The 15531-nt window shown below is 44.5% G+C and carries 13 protein-coding genes; 3 read left to right on the top strand and 10 right to left on the bottom strand.

The window, feature by feature from the left end:
* Window positions 1–20: 20 nt before the first annotated feature.
* The 10 genes from tdh to SJY28_RS04740 all read right to left on the bottom strand — a co-directional run bounded on the left by tdh (window position 21) and on the right by SJY28_RS04740 (window position 11646).
* Window positions 21–1046 carry an L-threonine 3-dehydrogenase gene (gene tdh, locus SJY28_RS04695; protein WP_379543621.1) on the bottom strand — a complete coding sequence of 342 codons (1026 nt, stop codon included), beginning with the start codon at window positions 1044–1046 and terminating at the stop codon, window positions 21–23.
* Between the two features lie 63 nt (window positions 1047–1109).
* Window positions 1110–2300 (bottom strand): glycine C-acetyltransferase, encoded by a 1191-nt coding sequence (gene kbl, locus SJY28_RS04700; RefSeq protein WP_379543623.1) that lies wholly within the window; start codon window positions 2298–2300, stop codon window positions 1110–1112.
* 383 nt (window positions 2301–2683) lie between these two features.
* Complete coding sequence (locus SJY28_RS04705; RefSeq protein WP_379543624.1) at window positions 2684–2881, bottom strand: hypothetical protein; 198 nt, start codon at window positions 2879–2881, stop codon at window positions 2684–2686.
* 28 nt (window positions 2882–2909) lie between these two features.
* The gene (locus SJY28_RS04710; RefSeq protein ID WP_379543626.1) at window positions 2910–3791 is read right to left on the bottom strand and encodes an N-acetylmuramoyl-L-alanine amidase; all 882 of its coding nucleotides are present in this window, start codon (window positions 3789–3791) and stop codon (window positions 2910–2912) included.
* 95 nt (window positions 3792–3886) lie between these two features.
* A complete protein-coding gene (locus tag SJY28_RS04715) occupies window positions 3887–5251 on the bottom strand; it encodes an APC family permease (RefSeq protein ID WP_379543627.1) in 1365 nt (454 codons plus the stop codon).
* Between the two features lie 157 nt (window positions 5252–5408).
* Window positions 5409–6188: an MOSC domain-containing protein gene (locus SJY28_RS04720; RefSeq protein ID WP_379543628.1), complete on the bottom strand. Its 780-nt coding sequence runs from the start codon at window positions 6186–6188 to the stop codon at window positions 5409–5411.
* Between the two features lie 214 nt (window positions 6189–6402).
* Window positions 6403–6816: a ribosome silencing factor gene (gene rsfS / locus SJY28_RS04725; RefSeq protein ID WP_057758112.1), complete on the bottom strand. Its 414-nt coding sequence runs from the start codon at window positions 6814–6816 to the stop codon at window positions 6403–6405.
* A 131-nt stretch (window positions 6817–6947) separates the two neighbouring features.
* On the bottom strand, window positions 6948–7883 hold the full coding sequence (locus SJY28_RS04730) for a nicotinate-nicotinamide nucleotide adenylyltransferase (protein ID WP_379543629.1): 936 nt from the start codon (window positions 7881–7883) through the stop codon (window positions 6948–6950).
* Between the two features lie 229 nt (window positions 7884–8112).
* Window positions 8113–10260 (bottom strand): phosphate acetyltransferase, encoded by a 2148-nt coding sequence (pta, locus tag SJY28_RS04735; RefSeq protein ID WP_379543630.1) that lies wholly within the window; start codon window positions 10258–10260, stop codon window positions 8113–8115.
* Between the two features lie 153 nt (window positions 10261–10413).
* The gene (locus SJY28_RS04740) at window positions 10414–11646 is read right to left on the bottom strand and encodes an acetate/propionate family kinase (RefSeq protein WP_201568268.1); all 1233 of its coding nucleotides are present in this window, start codon (window positions 11644–11646) and stop codon (window positions 10414–10416) included.
* An 808-nt stretch (window positions 11647–12454) separates the two neighbouring features.
* Here SJY28_RS04740 and SJY28_RS04745 point away from each other — a divergent pair.
* The 3 genes from SJY28_RS04745 (at window position 12455) to dapF (ending at window position 15489) form a co-directional block, all read left to right on the top strand.
* Entirely contained in the window at window positions 12455–12769 is a 315-nt protein-coding gene (locus tag SJY28_RS04745; RefSeq protein WP_379543631.1) for a lipoprotein, read from the top strand.
* A gap of 344 nt (window positions 12770–13113) precedes the next feature.
* Window positions 13114–14343, top strand: a complete 1230-nt coding sequence (gene lysA, locus SJY28_RS04750) for a diaminopimelate decarboxylase (protein ID WP_379544921.1) — start codon at window positions 13114–13116, stop codon at window positions 14341–14343.
* A gap of 258 nt (window positions 14344–14601) precedes the next feature.
* Window positions 14602–15489: a diaminopimelate epimerase gene (dapF, locus tag SJY28_RS04755; RefSeq protein ID WP_057758121.1), complete on the top strand. Its 888-nt coding sequence runs from the start codon at window positions 14602–14604 to the stop codon at window positions 15487–15489.
* The last annotated feature ends 42 nt before the right edge of the window (window positions 15490–15531 follow it).

Below are 15531 nucleotides of genomic sequence, written 5' to 3' on the forward strand. Positions count from 1 at the left end.
CAGATACTAAATCACTAAAATCAATCCCAGCTTAAAATCACCTTACCGCATTGTCCGCTTTCCATGATATCAAAGCCTTCTTGAAAGTCATCAATGTGCATGCGATGAGTAATGATGGGCGACAGATCAATACCGCTAATCAGCATTTGCTCCATCTGATACCACGTCTCCCACATCTCACGGCCATAAATACCTTTTAGGGTTAGCGCCTTAAAGATAATCTTGCTCCAATCCACCGTGGTGGTGTTAGGCAAAATGCCCAAGAGCGCGATTTTAGAGCCGTTATACATATTGCTAATCATCGAATCAAAGGCCTGAGGCGAGCCTGACATCTCAAGCCCAATATCAAAGCCGTGCATTTTTAACTCATCGATAGCGCCTTCGATGGTTTCACCCTTGGCTGGGTTGATGGTCATAGTCGCGCCCATTTTTTTGGCAAGCTCTAGACGATAATCACTAATATCACTGACTACAATATTACGCGCCCCTGCGAAGCGGCAAATCGCTGTTGCCATCGAACCAATCAGACCTGCACCCGTGATTAGCACATCTTCACCAAGGACAGGAAATGAAAGGGCAGTATGAGTAGCGTTGCCAAAGGGGTCCATAATGGCGGCCATTTCATCGCTGATACGCTCATCGAGTTTGATGACATTATCGGCAGGTATCACCAAATATTCGGCAAACGCGCCATCGCGGTCGACGCCCACGCCGATGGTGTTTTCGCACACATGTAGCTTACCACGGCGGCAGTTACGGCAATGCCCGCAAGCGATATGGCCTTCGCCTGTGACGCGGTCACCTACTTCAAGATGCTTTACGCCATCGCCCATTTCACTAATGACACCCACGTATTCATGTCCGATAATCATCGGCGTATTTATGGTCTTTTGTGACCATTCATCCCACTTATAAATGTGCAAATCTGTCCCACAGATGGCGGTTTTTTTAATTTTTATTTTAACGTCATTGATGCCGACCGTAGGTTCAGGCATGTCTTGCATCCAGATGCCTTTTTCGGCATGAGCTTTAACCAATGCTTTCATACTTTTCTCTTATTTAGCTGTGTTGTACTTAATTATTGAATTTAGATAAATATCGAACGGCGCTTAATCAATCACCTTCATTTGTTTGGCGACTTTGATAAAGGCGGCGATACACTGGTCTAGCTGCTCGCGAGTATGAGCAGCAGAGAGCTGCACACGAATGCGAGCTTCATTTTTGGGTACGACAGGATAGAAGAAGCCAATCACATAAATGCCTTCTTCAAGCAGTGTGTCTGCCATTTGCTGCGAGACATTGGCATCATACAGCATCACCGCACAGATGGCCGATTCGGTAGGCTTGATATCGAAGCCTGCATCTTGCATTTGCTTCACAAAATAGGCGGTATTTTCATGCAATTGGTCTTGTAGGGTATTGTCTTGTGACAGCATCTCAAACGCTTTTACCCCAGCGGCAGCCACCATAGGCGGAATAGAATTTGAAAATAGATACGGGCGTGAGCGTTGACGCAGCATCTCAATCATTTCTTTTTTACCCGTGGTAAAGCCGCCAATAGCACCGCCAAATGCCTTGCCTAATGTACCAGTGATCAGCTCGATATCGCCACGTAGATCAAACAATTCAGTCACGCCGCCACCGGTGCGACCGACCACGCCAGCTGAATGCGACTCGTCAATCATCACCATGGCATCATATTTCTGTGCCAACGCATAAATCTCATCCATTGGCGCTACATTACCGTCCATCGAAAACACACCATCGGTCACAATCAAACGAAAACGCTGTGCTTGCGCCGCTTGTAATTGCGTCTCTAAATCTTGCATATCTGCATTGGCGTAGCGATAACGTGCGGCTTTACAAAGGCGCACACCATCAATGATTGAGGCATGATTTAACGAATCAGAAATAATGGCATCTTCGCTAGTTAGTAGGGGCTCAAATGCACCGCCATTGGCATCAAAACAGGCGGCATAAAGAATCGTATCTTCGGTATTAAAAAACTTAGAAATCGACGCCTCTAATTGCTTATGCAAATCTTGCGTACCACAAATAAACCGCACTGATGACATGCCATAACCTGAGTTTTCGATGGCTTTGATCGCCGCCTTTTTAATCTCAGGGTGGTCAGACAATCCAAGGTAATTATTGGCACAGAAGTTAAGCATCTCACGACCATCGGCAATCTTGATGAGCGCATCTTGCGGAGAGGTGATAACGCGCTCGTTTTTATACAGTCCTGCCGCGCGTATATCACTGATTTCTTGTTGTAGATGTTTTTGAAAGGCTTGATACATAAATATTCCTTTTTTAGTATTATTGGTGTTCGTTTGATAATAGAGATATTTGGACTGGTCATAGAATCAAGTTATCAAAGCCAAGCTATCAAATCTGCGCAGCATCTTAGCCATCATTAAAACCAACGATAAAACTAAAGAGACGGGAAGCCGATGAGATGGTGCGAGCAGTGATACTATCTATAACCCTGTGAGCGGTGATTTTATCATTAGCCTATCGCAATAAATAGCCTAAATAGTCGGTAGATAGGCCTTCTTTTATAAAGCTATATAGTGCTGTTTAGTTGTAGTGTTGGTCTCATAGCGGCTTAGCTATGTCTCAAAACATAAGACATCAACTTGCGCATTTATATATTCTTGATTGCTAAGTACTGTCTATCCAGTTAATCATCTTTGGGATGTTTCTGAGCTTCAGCGATCAACTCATGAATCTTCGCACTTTCCTTTAGCACACAAGCATCATAGGCAGAGAGTGGCTCAGGTTCTTGCTCCTCTTTCTCTTCCTGCTCCTGCTCTTGTTTGGCTTTTTCTTCTAGATATTTTTGCAGATCATTTTGCTCATCTTTTTGAGAATTATTCATGGATTGTGTCTCCTAATATTTTAATCACTTAATAAAAATCATCCCGACCAGCATACTTCTTATTTAGTGCTTGCAATATCGCATAGGTCTCGCTATCCATATTACCCGTTGGCTGCTGCGCTCTAAAATGCAGCTGAAACGCATAGACGACATCGCGACTGGCTTTGTCCCATGTATCGGTATCGTTGATTTGATAGCCATACTTGCGAAACGCTTGCTTAATTTCAGGTATCGTGGCCGACGCAAATCCATCTTGATTCATAAAGAACTGCTTATCAAATTCATCATACCAAGCGCCGATACCGTAATCGAAATACAGTCGCTCCCACGGGAATTTGGCACCGGGGTCTATCTTACGCGAGGGTGCCATATCCGAGTGACCGATGATATTCTTTGGTGAGATGTCATAGCGCGCGGCGATATCCTGCACCAGTTGTGCGACTTTTTTAATCTGCAACTCATCAAATGCCACATAATGCTCATAAGGATGATAATCGAGTGTGCCATTTTTTAGTGCGTCTCGATATTCAGGCTTGATGCCGCTATTGACGATCTCGATACCGATAGAGGTATCGTTTAATATCGTCCGTCCTGCAAAGCCGCCATCACCTGCATGCCATGCGCGCTCGCTCTCTGGCACTAGGTTGTAGATTTTATTATCATCATTGTCCAATACTAGATAGTGCGCGCTCACATTGCCCGTGGTCAATGTCTTTATCGAGCGCTCGTTATCTGAGACCGTATAGTGCAAGACGATGGTTTTGATGCGCTGGCTTTTGCCAGTCGCTTGATAGCTATCGCTATCGATGACATAACGCGGCGCTGTCGTTGATACGCAGCCTACAAGCGATAGCATAGCGCATGATACTAGTACTGATGCCAATGCCATCGAGGAAATGTTTTTTGCCATGAAATGCTCTGTGTGGGAATGGTTGTGATGATAGCATCGTTTGCGTTTGATGCTATTGGTGTCTATCTCTCTCAACAGGTAAATGCTACTTGCCGTTAATTAATGTCAGGATTAACGTTAGGGTTGACTGCGATTTTTTTATAACCAATTGCCCCAAGCAGAATAAAAAATACTAGCAAGACATAAGCATTGAATGACAGCGCTGCTGGTGAAAATGGTAGCAGTAACAGCGATATAAAGACCACACTGATTAATACAGAGAGATAATTTAACGGACTTGCCTGTTTCTTTTTTCGCTCATTGATGAGGTCGGCGGTCGTGACATAAGCAAAGCCAACGGTTATACCCAAGGATGCCATTGTCACGATATCGAGTAGATAGTTTCTGCCTAGCCAAGGAGAGAGTAGGCAGACCAAACATATCAATATAACGGTCTTTTGCTTACTGAATTGGTTGTGTTTATCCGTAAATACACTGGGCAATAATGACGTATCGCCCATAGATTCTAAGAGCTTAACCGATGACAATATAAAGCCATTGATACCGCTCATTATCGAGCCAATCATAGCGATGGACAGTAGCCAGATGCCGATGCTACCAATCCGATTGTCTATGCCTTCACCTGTCGCCCAGTGGCTGTCTTTAATCGCTTGATAGTCAAAGCTCATGTTTAGCGCGGTAAAGTAGTTGATTAAAAAGTAAAACAACACACCGGCGATGAGTGAAATTAGGATAATACTTTTGGTCTTAGTTTTTGAATCGCTGATGGCTTTTGAAATCTGCGGTGTGGTCTCAAAACCAACATACGCCCATGGCATAACGGCCAAGATAGGTAACCACGCCAGACTGGTAATAGAGCCGCTAGACATATCAGTTGGCAAAAATGTTTGGGTGGTTGGTGTCATCCAAAGCGAGGCAAAAAACAGCGCGGTGACTGATAGAATCATAAAGAGGGCAATATAGAGTTGAATTTTTGCGCCGACTCGTACGCCTTTTAGATTGATATAACTGAACAAAATAATAGCCGCGCTGCATAGGAACACCTCACTGGCGTAGACTTCCCAACCAGCAATCGTATACAGATAACCTAGTTGTAAGCCGCTAGGTAACAGATAGCGCAGCAGCAAAGCGACGGCTGATATATTGAGCGCGATAATAGAAATATAGCCTATTGTGACGCCCCAACCATAAATATAGGCATGCTTGCGATTGATGTATTTTTCAATCCAATAGATACCGCCTGACTCATTCTCTGGCGTTTGGGTCAGCAAATTAATATAGGCACGCGCAACCATATAGATGGCTAAAGTACCGATAATAATAGCAACAGAAGAGCCTAATAGCTGTGACTGCGGCAAAAACAAATCGCCTGGCATAACATAAGCACCCCAGCCGATAATCGCACCAACACTAATCGCTATCGCTTGTAGGTAGCTGATACTTTCCGTCTTTTCACTCATGGAATGCTCCTCCACGATTAAAGATAGAGAAGGAGAGAGTGTTTATTATGGAGCTGACATAGAACATGAAAAACCTTGTGACGCCATTACGCAGGGTACTGGCTATCTTTTATAAATAGAAAAGTCATATTAAAGGTTTTTGTTGAGTGTTACCTTTTCAATCCTGTTGGATTTTTTTAGCCAGAACCTTTTTCCAACTGTCCTCTAAACAGTCAATCGCGAGCCACGGTTCAATCACATTAGTATCAAACTTTTCTTTTGAGTTTGCCAATTGCCATAGCGTCTCCAATGTTGCAAACGGATAAGGGCGCTCAACCAAATACACGGGTAAATCAGCGTCTATAACGCCATCGCGTACAACTTGGAAATACCAGCCAGAGATCCCTTGCTTGCTGACCCACGCCGCGATATTTGGTACTTTGGTAAATTGGCCGATTTGGTCGTTGATTTTGTAGCAGGGGCGGCGTGGTTGGACGATACGTAGCTGGACACTAGCACCATCATTACTAGTGTCTTGACCGCTTCCAGAATGCCCACCATATTGAAAAACATCACCAATACAAACGGTAGACTCGGTCATTTCAGGCAAACCATCGATAGCTTCAGTCGTAAGGTTTTCTCCTAGCGTACCGACACGCACTTTTAAACCAAACTCTGCATTGATTTTTTCATACGTCGCAGGCGCTAGCTGATGCACGGCTTTTAATGGGCCACCATGATGTTTGCGGTCAGCCTGTTCATCAGTGGTTAAGCCCATAAAGTTGACGGCGACAGGAGATTTGATAGGTGCTTTATCAATGGCGCTCATTTCTTCACGGGCAAATGGCATAGACTTACCAGCGCGAACACACGTGAGGGTAGCGATATGTAGGGGCAAGTTTTGGTTAAAATCTGTTGAAGTTTGCTCAGGTGATGATGTGATCGATTCTGCGCTCATAAGGTTTCCTAATAGGTAAAATGAATAGGCTAAGGCGGTTTAATTTTAGTGGCTAATAGATATTAATATGAAATGAGCTTATCTGTACTCAATGATGTATCTGATTATACTGGTTCATCACCATAAAATTTACATAAAAAAAGACCAGAATAAGTATTCTGGTCTTTTTGGTGTAGCGTTTCTTAATTTTGAACGAATATCGTCACTGACAAGCTTATTTGTTTTTGTTACGACGACCTGCAGTTTTCTTTTCACGCGGCGTAGCAACTAGCTCAGCCAACTGCTCAGGTGATGACCATAGGCCTTCTAGATCATAAAACTCACGTGCTTGCGGCGTCATCATATGGACGACAACTGCGCCCAAATCAATCAACGTCCAGTCAGAATCGATGCCGCCTTCACGGCCAAGTGGCATAAAACCAGCTTGCTTAGCTTCAGCGCCGACGCTATCAGCCATCGCACGTACATGACGCTTTGAGGTACCATCAGCGATGATGATGCGCTCTGTTACGTCAGTCAACTCTTCTACATTCATTACAGTGATGTTCTTTGCTTTCATATCATCTAGAGCGCTTTGTACTAGGGTCAAACATTCTGTTAGGCGTTCTGCAGTCATGGTGTTGGTCATAAATTTTAATCTCTTGAATCGTAAATATGTAAAATAAAGGGGTAAAACGTCAATTTGTCTTATCCGACTGATCATATGTTGTCAGTCACGCATACAGACAGGATAGGCAAAATGACATAGATAAGGCGATTTTAACGGAATTGAGCAGCAGAATATAGCTGATGGGCGATAATATATTGATAAACAGCAGGATTTAGCCATTTAGCTAATGGATTAGATTCAGTATTGCTAATGATATCATTTATTGCTGCTATAGATGCGATTTGCCTCTCAGCGACTGGCATTTTATTTGTTTGATCGTCCAATTTCTGTAGCTGTTCACGTATTTGTGTGCTTGATACTGCAGTAATGGGCCGAGGATCTATATAAATGCGTCCTTGATTGGCATTTTTCAAGTCAGGGTTACTTGAGCTTGAGCTTGAGTTCGAGCTATCTGTTAGTTGCTGAATGGTTGGAGTTAATAGCTCGATAGGTGAATCTGTTATATGAGGCTGCAATGACAACGGCAATTGCGATTTTAAGAAATTAACATCTTCCGTAGTCGCTGTATTATTTTTAGAAGATATAATACTGTCAGAAAGTTTATTGCTAATGCCATCGCTCACATCGGTACTGCTCTGACGATTAAATACCCATAAATTGACATAGTCAGTGAGACATAAGCCATCTCTCCATTTATCCAAACTATGGGCGCTGTCCATACCCATGATAAATATCAAACTGTCATTAGGATATTGTTGTCTTAATGTGCGCACACTGTCGATCGTATAGACAGGCGGCGCTTGCCACAGCTCTAGCTCATTAATCTGTATCGGCGTATTCTCTGTCGCTAGTTTTAACATCGCTAAGCGATGGTTAGGGTCTGTACTTTGCGTCTTAAATGGCGAGCGCGCATTGGGTAATAAGGACACATGCAATGTGTACTGTAGCTGCTTGGTGATTGGTAGTAGGTGCTGATAGACAGACATCGCTACTTCTAAATGACCATTATGTACTGGATCGAACGAGCCGCCAAGATAAGCACGAATGGCAGGTGTAGGTGTTTTCTCTTGAGGGCTGTTGCTCATATTTGGCATAAATAAATGTGTAAAAGTAGATAGGGCGCACGTAAACTTTCATGCACCTTGCTGTTTTACTGTCTGACCTTTTTAGGTTAAATGATTTGATGATAGCGCTATTGTAGAGGGCAGGCGAGCATCTGTCACCACTGTCTGACCCCACAGTACCAATAAAAAACCGACCATCATAATGATAGTCGGCTTTGCATAGAACTTTAATTAGCGAGTCTTACCGTAATTAAATCAAATCGCTATACGCTTGGATAGCGGTTAGCGCAATGGTATAGACGATATCGTCGACCAAGGCACCACGTGATAAATCATTCACTGGTTTATTCAAGCCCTGTAGCATAGGGCCGACACTGACGACGTTGGCACTGCGCTGTACCGCTTTATATGTGGTGTTACCAGTGTTGAGGTCAGGGAAGATAAAGACGTTGGCTTGTCCAGCGACGGGTGAGTCAGGCGCTTTTTGCTTACCGACGCTCATGACAGACGCCGCATCATACTGTAGTGGGCCGTCGACCTTGAGGTCTGGTGCGCGCTCGCGAACGATTTGTGTGGCACGGGCGACTTTTTCGACATCTGCGCCTGCGCCTGATGAGCCAGTAGAATAGCTGATCATTGCAACTTTTGGATCGATACCAAAGGCAGCAGCAGACTGTGCTGATTGAATGGCAATCTCTGCAAGCTCTTCAGCATTAGGATCTGGGTTGATCGCACAGTCACCATAGACGACCACTTGCTCAGGCAACAGCATAAAGAACACTGACGACACGAGTGAGTATTGTGGCGCGGTCTTAATCAACTGAAATGCTGGGCGTACCGTATTGGCAGTGGTATGAATTGCACCTGAGACCAGGCCATCGACTTCGTCTAGTTGAAGCATGATAGTACCTAGATAGACAGTGTCTTTTAGGTATTCAGCAGCGACTTCTGCAGTGGTTTTGCCTTTACGACGCTCTACGACAGCAGCGATATATTTGCTCATATCTAGGTTGTCAGGATCGATGATTTCTAACCCTTCAGGTAGCGTTAGATCACGGTTTTTGGCTACTTGTTCAACTTCACTACGCTTAGCAAGTAACACGCAGTTGGCGATACCGCGACTCTGACAGATACAGGCCGCTTCGACCGTACGTGGTTCCGCGCCTTCTGGCAGCACAATACGTTTTTTGGCGTGTTGTGATTTTTTGACCAATTGATGGCGAAACGCTGATGGTGACAGACGCGGTTCATGATTGCGGCTGAAGTATTCTTTAATCCAACTTAGATCCAAATGCGCAGCCACATAACGAGCAACTTCATCAGCACGTTCTGTATCATCACTTGGAATCTCAGAACTCATATGCATGAGACTCTGTACTGTCTCGTAGCTGTCGCTTTCGACACTCATGACAGGGATGCCAGTTTTGAGCGCTGACTGCCAAAGCTCAGCAACTGTCTCACTTGGGGTGATACCACCTGTCAATACTAGACCTGCCAATGGAATTCCATTGATACAGGCCAATCCAGCAGCCAATAGCAAGTCATCACGATCGCCGGGCACGACCATTAACGTACCACGCTTAAAGACTTCGTTGACGCGCGCCACTGAACGAGCGGTTAGGCTGATACGATTGATACGACGTGTCTTTGCTTCGCCAACATTTAGCCAAGTTGCATCGAGCTCTGTTGCGATATCCCATGTGCGAGGCACAGATAGGGAGTCACTAAAAGGGACAACCCCGATAAGGCGGAATACTTCGGTATTAAACGAAGGCGATAGACGCTGAACCTCTTGCAGGAAGTTCGGATCTAAGCTGACAACGGCCTCACCAGGCGCGACAGGTTGATTATCAAAGGTGTTCGGCACGTCTTGTACCCGCATCAATATCACACCGAGCGTCCGTGAATCGATGACACCGCCAAACTCACGAGCATGGACATCCAGTTTGTCTGCTAAATAAGCAGGTTTACTGATGTCAGCAGTACTGACAAATATAATCTTGGCATCGAGCGCGTGGGCAAGTGCACGGTTAATTTGTGAAGCATAAGAGGTCTCAGTGGTTGGCACCAGACCTTCACAGATAATCACGTCATGACCATCATCGATCGTATGAAAATTGGCGATTACTTCTTCCATCAAGTCATCAAGATTGTCATCGCCTAGCATACGCTCAACGTGTTGACGGCTGATAGAGTCAGGCGGATTTAGGCCAAATGCGTGCATGGTCAATGCGCTTGAGCTGTCTAAGCTGTGTTGTTTATCTAGCGTATCATCTTGTAAAAACGGCTTCATAAAGCCCGCCTTGATACCGTTATAATCAAAGGCACGGATTAGCCCTAGCGCGGCTGATGTTACACCGATACCGCGACTAATGGGAACAAGTAAAATGGTTTGCATAATGTGTCCTACAATTTATTTTATTTTAGACGTTGAGTCGTTTTGAGCAGCATAAGAAATGCAGTATAAAAACACCAAGCGCTTTATCTTATTTGTTTTCAGCTTTTTATAAGCGTTTAGAACGATAAGCGCTAGGCATTATAATCAATCGTCTTATACTAATTTCAATGCTTGACGAGTCTCTTGAGCGATACGGTATTCTTCATCTGTTGGTATAACCCACAGCTCGACACTGCTACCTTCTGCTTGGAAGCTGCCTTCTTGGCCACCGTACAATCCAGCGTTCTTTTCAGCGTCCATCTTGATACCGAAATGACGCATGACGGCTAAAATACTTGCGCGCGTGGTGACAGAGTTTTCGCCGATACCACCTGTGAAAACAATACCGGTAAACTCAGGCAGTGCACAGCTTAAGCTGGCGAGGTATTTACCAGCGCGGTAGCAGAACATCTCGATAGCGAGCTGCGCATCTTTATGGCCTTCGCTCGCGGCTTGCTCAATAGTACGTAAGTCATTTGATAGGCCAGAGATACCAAGCAGACCGCTTTCGCTATTTAGCATTTTGTCCGTTTCTTCTAGACTAATACCGAGCTGACGTTTCAGATGCATATGTAAGCTTGGGTCGACATCGCCGCTACGTGTGCCCATCATCAGTCCCTCAAGTGGGGTCAGACCCATACTGGTATCGAGACTTTTGCCATCATATACGGCGGTTGCTGAGCAACCATTGCCTAGATGCGCGGTTATCCAGCCATGAGGACCTTTTGCTTCAGTGATTTGGCTAGCACGTTCTGAGACGTAGGCATGAGACGTACCATGGAAGCCGTAACGACGGATTTTGTGCTCTTCGTACAGGTATTTTGGTAACGCATAGCGGAAGGCGACAGGCGGCATGGTTTGGTGAAAGGCGGTATCAAATACCACAACTTGTGGGATATCAGGATAAATAGCTTGAACCGCTTCAATACCCAAAGCATTTGCAGGGTTATGTAGTGGAGCTAGTATCTTTAAGCGTTTTACTTCTTCTAGCGCATGCTGATCAACGCGAACCGCTTCAGAGTACTCACGGCCGCCATGTACCACGCGGTGCCCGACTGCGATAAAGTGATATTGCTCTAGTAGCTCTAGAATTTTTTGTAAGGCGAGTTTGTGACTACCACCAGGAATAGAGATCTCTAACTTATCGCCATTTAGCGTGGTGTGTTTGATACGGGCTGTATCGAGACCTAAGTTTTCGGCAAGACCGGTGATACGAGTAGAGTTGTCATCGCTGATCAACGCGTATTTGATAGAAGACGAACCGCAGTTGAGGACTAAAGTGGGGCTAGTTAGGGTTGATGTTTCACTGTTCTTATCATCAAAAGTGGTACTTAGGTTGGCGCTCATACTCTATCCTTAGATTGGTTTTTATAAAGGGCAAATCAATTATATCGTTCGTTCGATACAAAAAAGACGTCTATTGCCACGTCCTGTTTTATTATCATCAAATGCTACATCGCCGATATCTCAAGTGCTGTAGTAAGGCTCACAGCTGAGACATGATGTCATTGTTATATGGAATTGATGAAGTTGATAACCGTCGAGTAAATAAAAATAAGCCATATATATGCTGATCATATCAAGCAAGCATATTGGCGATTTTGTTTATACTTGGGCTACTATTTCTGACAGTGCTATGCATCCATGCTTATGAGGTAATGCGTCTGCATCTCAGGCTAGCATCCTATTGCCGCCGCAAACTGGGAATATAATGTAACACATTTTTGTTTCTACACCACGACAGGGGTAAGGTTTAAAATGTGTGATTAATAAATGGCTAAATATAAAATAAATCGATTATATTCAGTGAGTTATAGAAATATAAGTGGATAACTTGTATGGGCTACATAACAGCGCTATTGCTCACAAAATTGTAAGAAATATTGTCGAAACACCCATATGGCATACATTCATATCTAAGCTCGCAGACGATATTACTATAAAAATTCGACTAATGTTTTAGAAAATATCCAACATCACGCAAATTTATTCACCAATCATATTCAGTATCCGTACAGCTTTATGTAATAATGCTATGATTAAAATGGTCATAATGATAGTGCTTTCGCTGTCGGTTTGGCTGTCCGTTTGTTTTTTATTTATCACGATTTACTATCGCCATTATGCCGTCGTAAGCTCACAGGTTATCTATTATATGTCTACTATACACAGCCCCTCAGCAGCCAAGCATGCTAGCTCATTCGCTCGTGCCAGTCGTCAGGCTGTCGCTACTTTATTTATTGGCAGTGCGGTTATGCTAGGATTGTCAGGCTGCGGGCAAAAAGGCGATCTATATCTGGCAAACTCTAGTAGTCAAACGATAGAGGGCAGTGCGTCTGTACTGGATAGTACTAGCCATCCACAAGATGCAGCCTTTGCGGGTATCGACGATGATAACTATCAACAAAACCGCTACCTAGAAGAGCAAATGGTATTGCCTGAGCCTAGCACCGATCCCAACGACTATTAATTGCCAAGCTATTAATTACTAGACTAATAGTTGCGAGGCTAATAATCGCTAAGCTGAACCAATAGATAGTGGTCAGATGCCTTTTAATTGGCTGTCTAACTAACTGTAGATTTTCTTGCTACTGGATTGGCTACATAGCTTTGCTACCTAAATTTAATTTTCACCCTTGATAATCTGATTATATTAGAGATGTTTATATGAGTCATTCTGAACTACCTGCTGACTTAACCGATTCTACTACTGGCGAATCCGTTACTATCCAAACTGAGCAAGGGCTATATGTTGACCCGAAAGCGTTGAGTGCTCACTTGCCAGCGCTAAGTTATCGCGGCGATGCACTGTATATGGAGCAGGTCAGTATCGATGAGTTGGCAAAACAATATGGCACACCTTGCTACGTGTATTCAAAGCAAGCAATATTGGACGTTTATCAAGCTTATACTGATAGCTTCGCCAGTCTGAATCATCAAGTATGCTATGCCGTAAAAGCAAACTCTAACCTTGCCGTGCTTGGTGTCTTGGCACAGGCAGGCGCTGGGTTTGATATTGTTTCCCGCGGTGAGCTTATGCGTGTGTTAGCCGCAGGTGGCGCAGCATCACGTGTGGTATTCTCAGGTGTAGGCAAAACGTATAGTGATATCGAATATGCGCTGACTCAAGGTATTGGCTGCTTCAATGTTGAGTCTATCAGCGAGCTGACTTTAATCAATGACGTGGCAAAGTCACTTGATAAGCCTGCGCCAATCTCGTTACGCGTCAACCCTAATGTCGATGCCAAAACCCATCCATATATCTCAACAGGTCTTAAAGACAATAAGTTCGGTATCACTCACGAAGACGCATTAGCGGTCTATCAGCAAGCGGCCGATTTATCACATATCGACATCGTTGGTATTGACTGTCATATTGGCTCGCAGTTGACTGAGGTAGAGCCATTTGTTGCAGCATTAGATAAAGTTATTGAGCTGATACATAGCCTGCGTGACGCAGGTATTGAGTTACAGCATATCGATTTGGGCGGTGGTTTGGGTGTGCGCTATATCGATGAGACGCCTGTATCTATCGATGAGTTTGCCCAAGCATTATTGCCAAAACTTAGCGAGCTTGGTTTGACTGTGTTCTTTGAGCCAGGTCGTAGTATCGTTGCCAATGCAGGAGTGCTGTTGACCCAAGTTGACGTACTCAAGCCGACTGAGCATAAAAACTTTGCTATCGTTGATGCCGCTATGAATGACTTGATTCGTCCTGCTTTATATCAAGCTGAGATGGCGGTGATTCCAAGTGTACTACCTAGTGCCGGTATCGATACAGATGGTACACAGCCATGGGACATCGTTGGCGCGATTTGCGAGACGGGTGATTTCTTGGCAAAAGACCGCCTACTATCATTGGCCACAGGTGATGTATTGGCCATCACGGGTGCAGGTGCTTACGGCTTTACCATGAGCAGTAACTATAACTCACGCCCGCGTGCTAGCGAAGTGATGGTGTCTGGTGATAGTCATCAGCTTATTCGCAAGCGCGAAACTATTGAAGCGTTATATGCAGATGAAGCGTTGTGGCAGGGTAAATAGTATTATAAGAAGCGGTAATTGATGTTGATATGGTCATCGATGGCTGCTTTAATTAAATAGCTTTTTGCTCATAGCTTTGTTGATTAAAGAGAACCCACTGTGACGATAACAGTGGGTTTTTTGTGCTCAATGCTAAGTAAGTAGGTCAGTTGTGAGATATATATATAACTTGGTATTTGATAGTGGTGATAATTATGATTGTATCTGACAGCGTGCTAATATAAGGCATACATAAAAATAGGATAGGACATCAAAGATATGCTAATAGAGTTTACTAAAATGCATGGGTTGGGTAATGATTTCATGGTCATTGATTTAGTGACCCAGCGCTTAGATTTGACCAAGGATTTGGTGCAGTTATTGGGCGATCGTCATCTAGGTATTGGTTTTGATCAGCTGCTCGTAGTCGAACCACCCATGCGCCCTGATGTTGATTTCAGTTATCGTATCTTTAATACTGATGGCACCGAAGTCGAACAGTGCGGCAATGGCGCGCGTTGTTTCGCGCGTTTTGTGCAGGCACGTAAACTGTCATTTAAGCAGCGTCTACGCGTTGAGACGGCCAGTGGTATTATTTCCCTGACTACTGATCGTTACGGTTGGGTAGATGTCGATATGGGCAAGCCTAAATTTGAGCCAGATGAGATTCCGTTTAGCCCAAGAGCGACGACCAAAATCCAAAATACCTATCATCTTGATGTAAATGGTACACCGGTACAGCTGTACGTTGCCAATATGGGTAACCCGCACGCTGTGATAAAAGTCGATGACGTACTTGATGCTGAGGTTGAGACTTTAGGCAAAGCAATTGAATCGCATCCTGCCTTCCCAGACCGCGTCAATGTGGGCTTTATGCAAGTGATGAATCAGCGACACATTCGTCTACGTGTGTACGAGCGCGGTGTGGGTGAGACCCAAGCTTGTGGTACCGGCGCGTGTGCAGCAGTAGCCGTTGGTATACGTGAAGGCTGGCTTGATGAGGGTGAGGAAGTTCGCGCACAGCTATATGGTGGCAGTATGATTATCAAGTGGCAGCCAGGCTATTCAGTTACGATGACGGGTCCGACCGCTTTTGTCTATGAAGGTGTATTTAGTCCAGATGGCCTGATGGCACAAGCAGGTCTTAAACCCAATGCTGAAGGCTGATAACTGTTGTTAGGCCAATCGTATAAATGCCAAGGATGGTTC

It is taken from the genome of Psychrobacter sp. R86515 (genome assembly GCF_042466315.1).
Taxonomy (GTDB): domain Bacteria; phylum Pseudomonadota; class Gammaproteobacteria; order Pseudomonadales; family Moraxellaceae; genus Psychrobacter.

Bases quoted from the DNA above. Each gene is read 5' to 3' on its own strand.
- rsfS (WP_057758112.1), bottom strand. From the start codon at position 6,816: ATGACCAACACCATGACTGCAGAACGCCTAACAGAATGTTTGACCCTA.
- SJY28_RS04720 (WP_379543628.1), bottom strand. From the start codon at position 6,188: ATGAGCGCAGAATCGATCACATCATCACCTGAGCAAACTTCAACAGAT.
- SJY28_RS04705 (WP_379543624.1), bottom strand. From the start codon at position 2,881: ATGAATAATTCTCAAAAAGATGAGCAAAATGATCTGCAAAAATATCTA.
- lysA (WP_379544921.1), top strand. From the start codon at position 13,114: ATGGAGCAGGTCAGTATCGATGAGTTGGCAAAACAATATGGCACACCT.
- SJY28_RS04730 (WP_379543629.1), bottom strand. From the start codon at position 7,883: ATGAGCAACAGCCCTCAAGAGAAAACACCTACACCTGCCATTCGTGCT.
- SJY28_RS04740 (WP_201568268.1), bottom strand. From the start codon at position 11,646: ATGAGCGCCAACCTAAGTACCACTTTTGATGATAAGAACAGTGAAACA.
- SJY28_RS04715 (WP_379543627.1), bottom strand. From the start codon at position 5,251: ATGAGTGAAAAGACGGAAAGTATCAGCTACCTACAAGCGATAGCGATT.
- pta (WP_379543630.1), bottom strand. From the start codon at position 10,260: ATGCAAACCATTTTACTTGTTCCCATTAGTCGCGGTATCGGTGTAACA.
- tdh (WP_379543621.1), bottom strand. From the start codon at position 1,046: ATGAAAGCATTGGTTAAAGCTCATGCCGAAAAAGGCATCTGGATGCAA.
- kbl (WP_379543623.1), bottom strand. From the start codon at position 2,300: ATGTATCAAGCCTTTCAAAAACATCTACAACAAGAAATCAGTGATATA.
- dapF (WP_057758121.1), top strand. From the start codon at position 14,602: ATGCTAATAGAGTTTACTAAAATGCATGGGTTGGGTAATGATTTCATG.
- SJY28_RS04745 (WP_379543631.1), top strand. From the start codon at position 12,455: ATGTCTACTATACACAGCCCCTCAGCAGCCAAGCATGCTAGCTCATTC.
- SJY28_RS04710 (WP_379543626.1), bottom strand. From the start codon at position 3,791: ATGGCAAAAAACATTTCCTCGATGGCATTGGCATCAGTACTAGTATCA.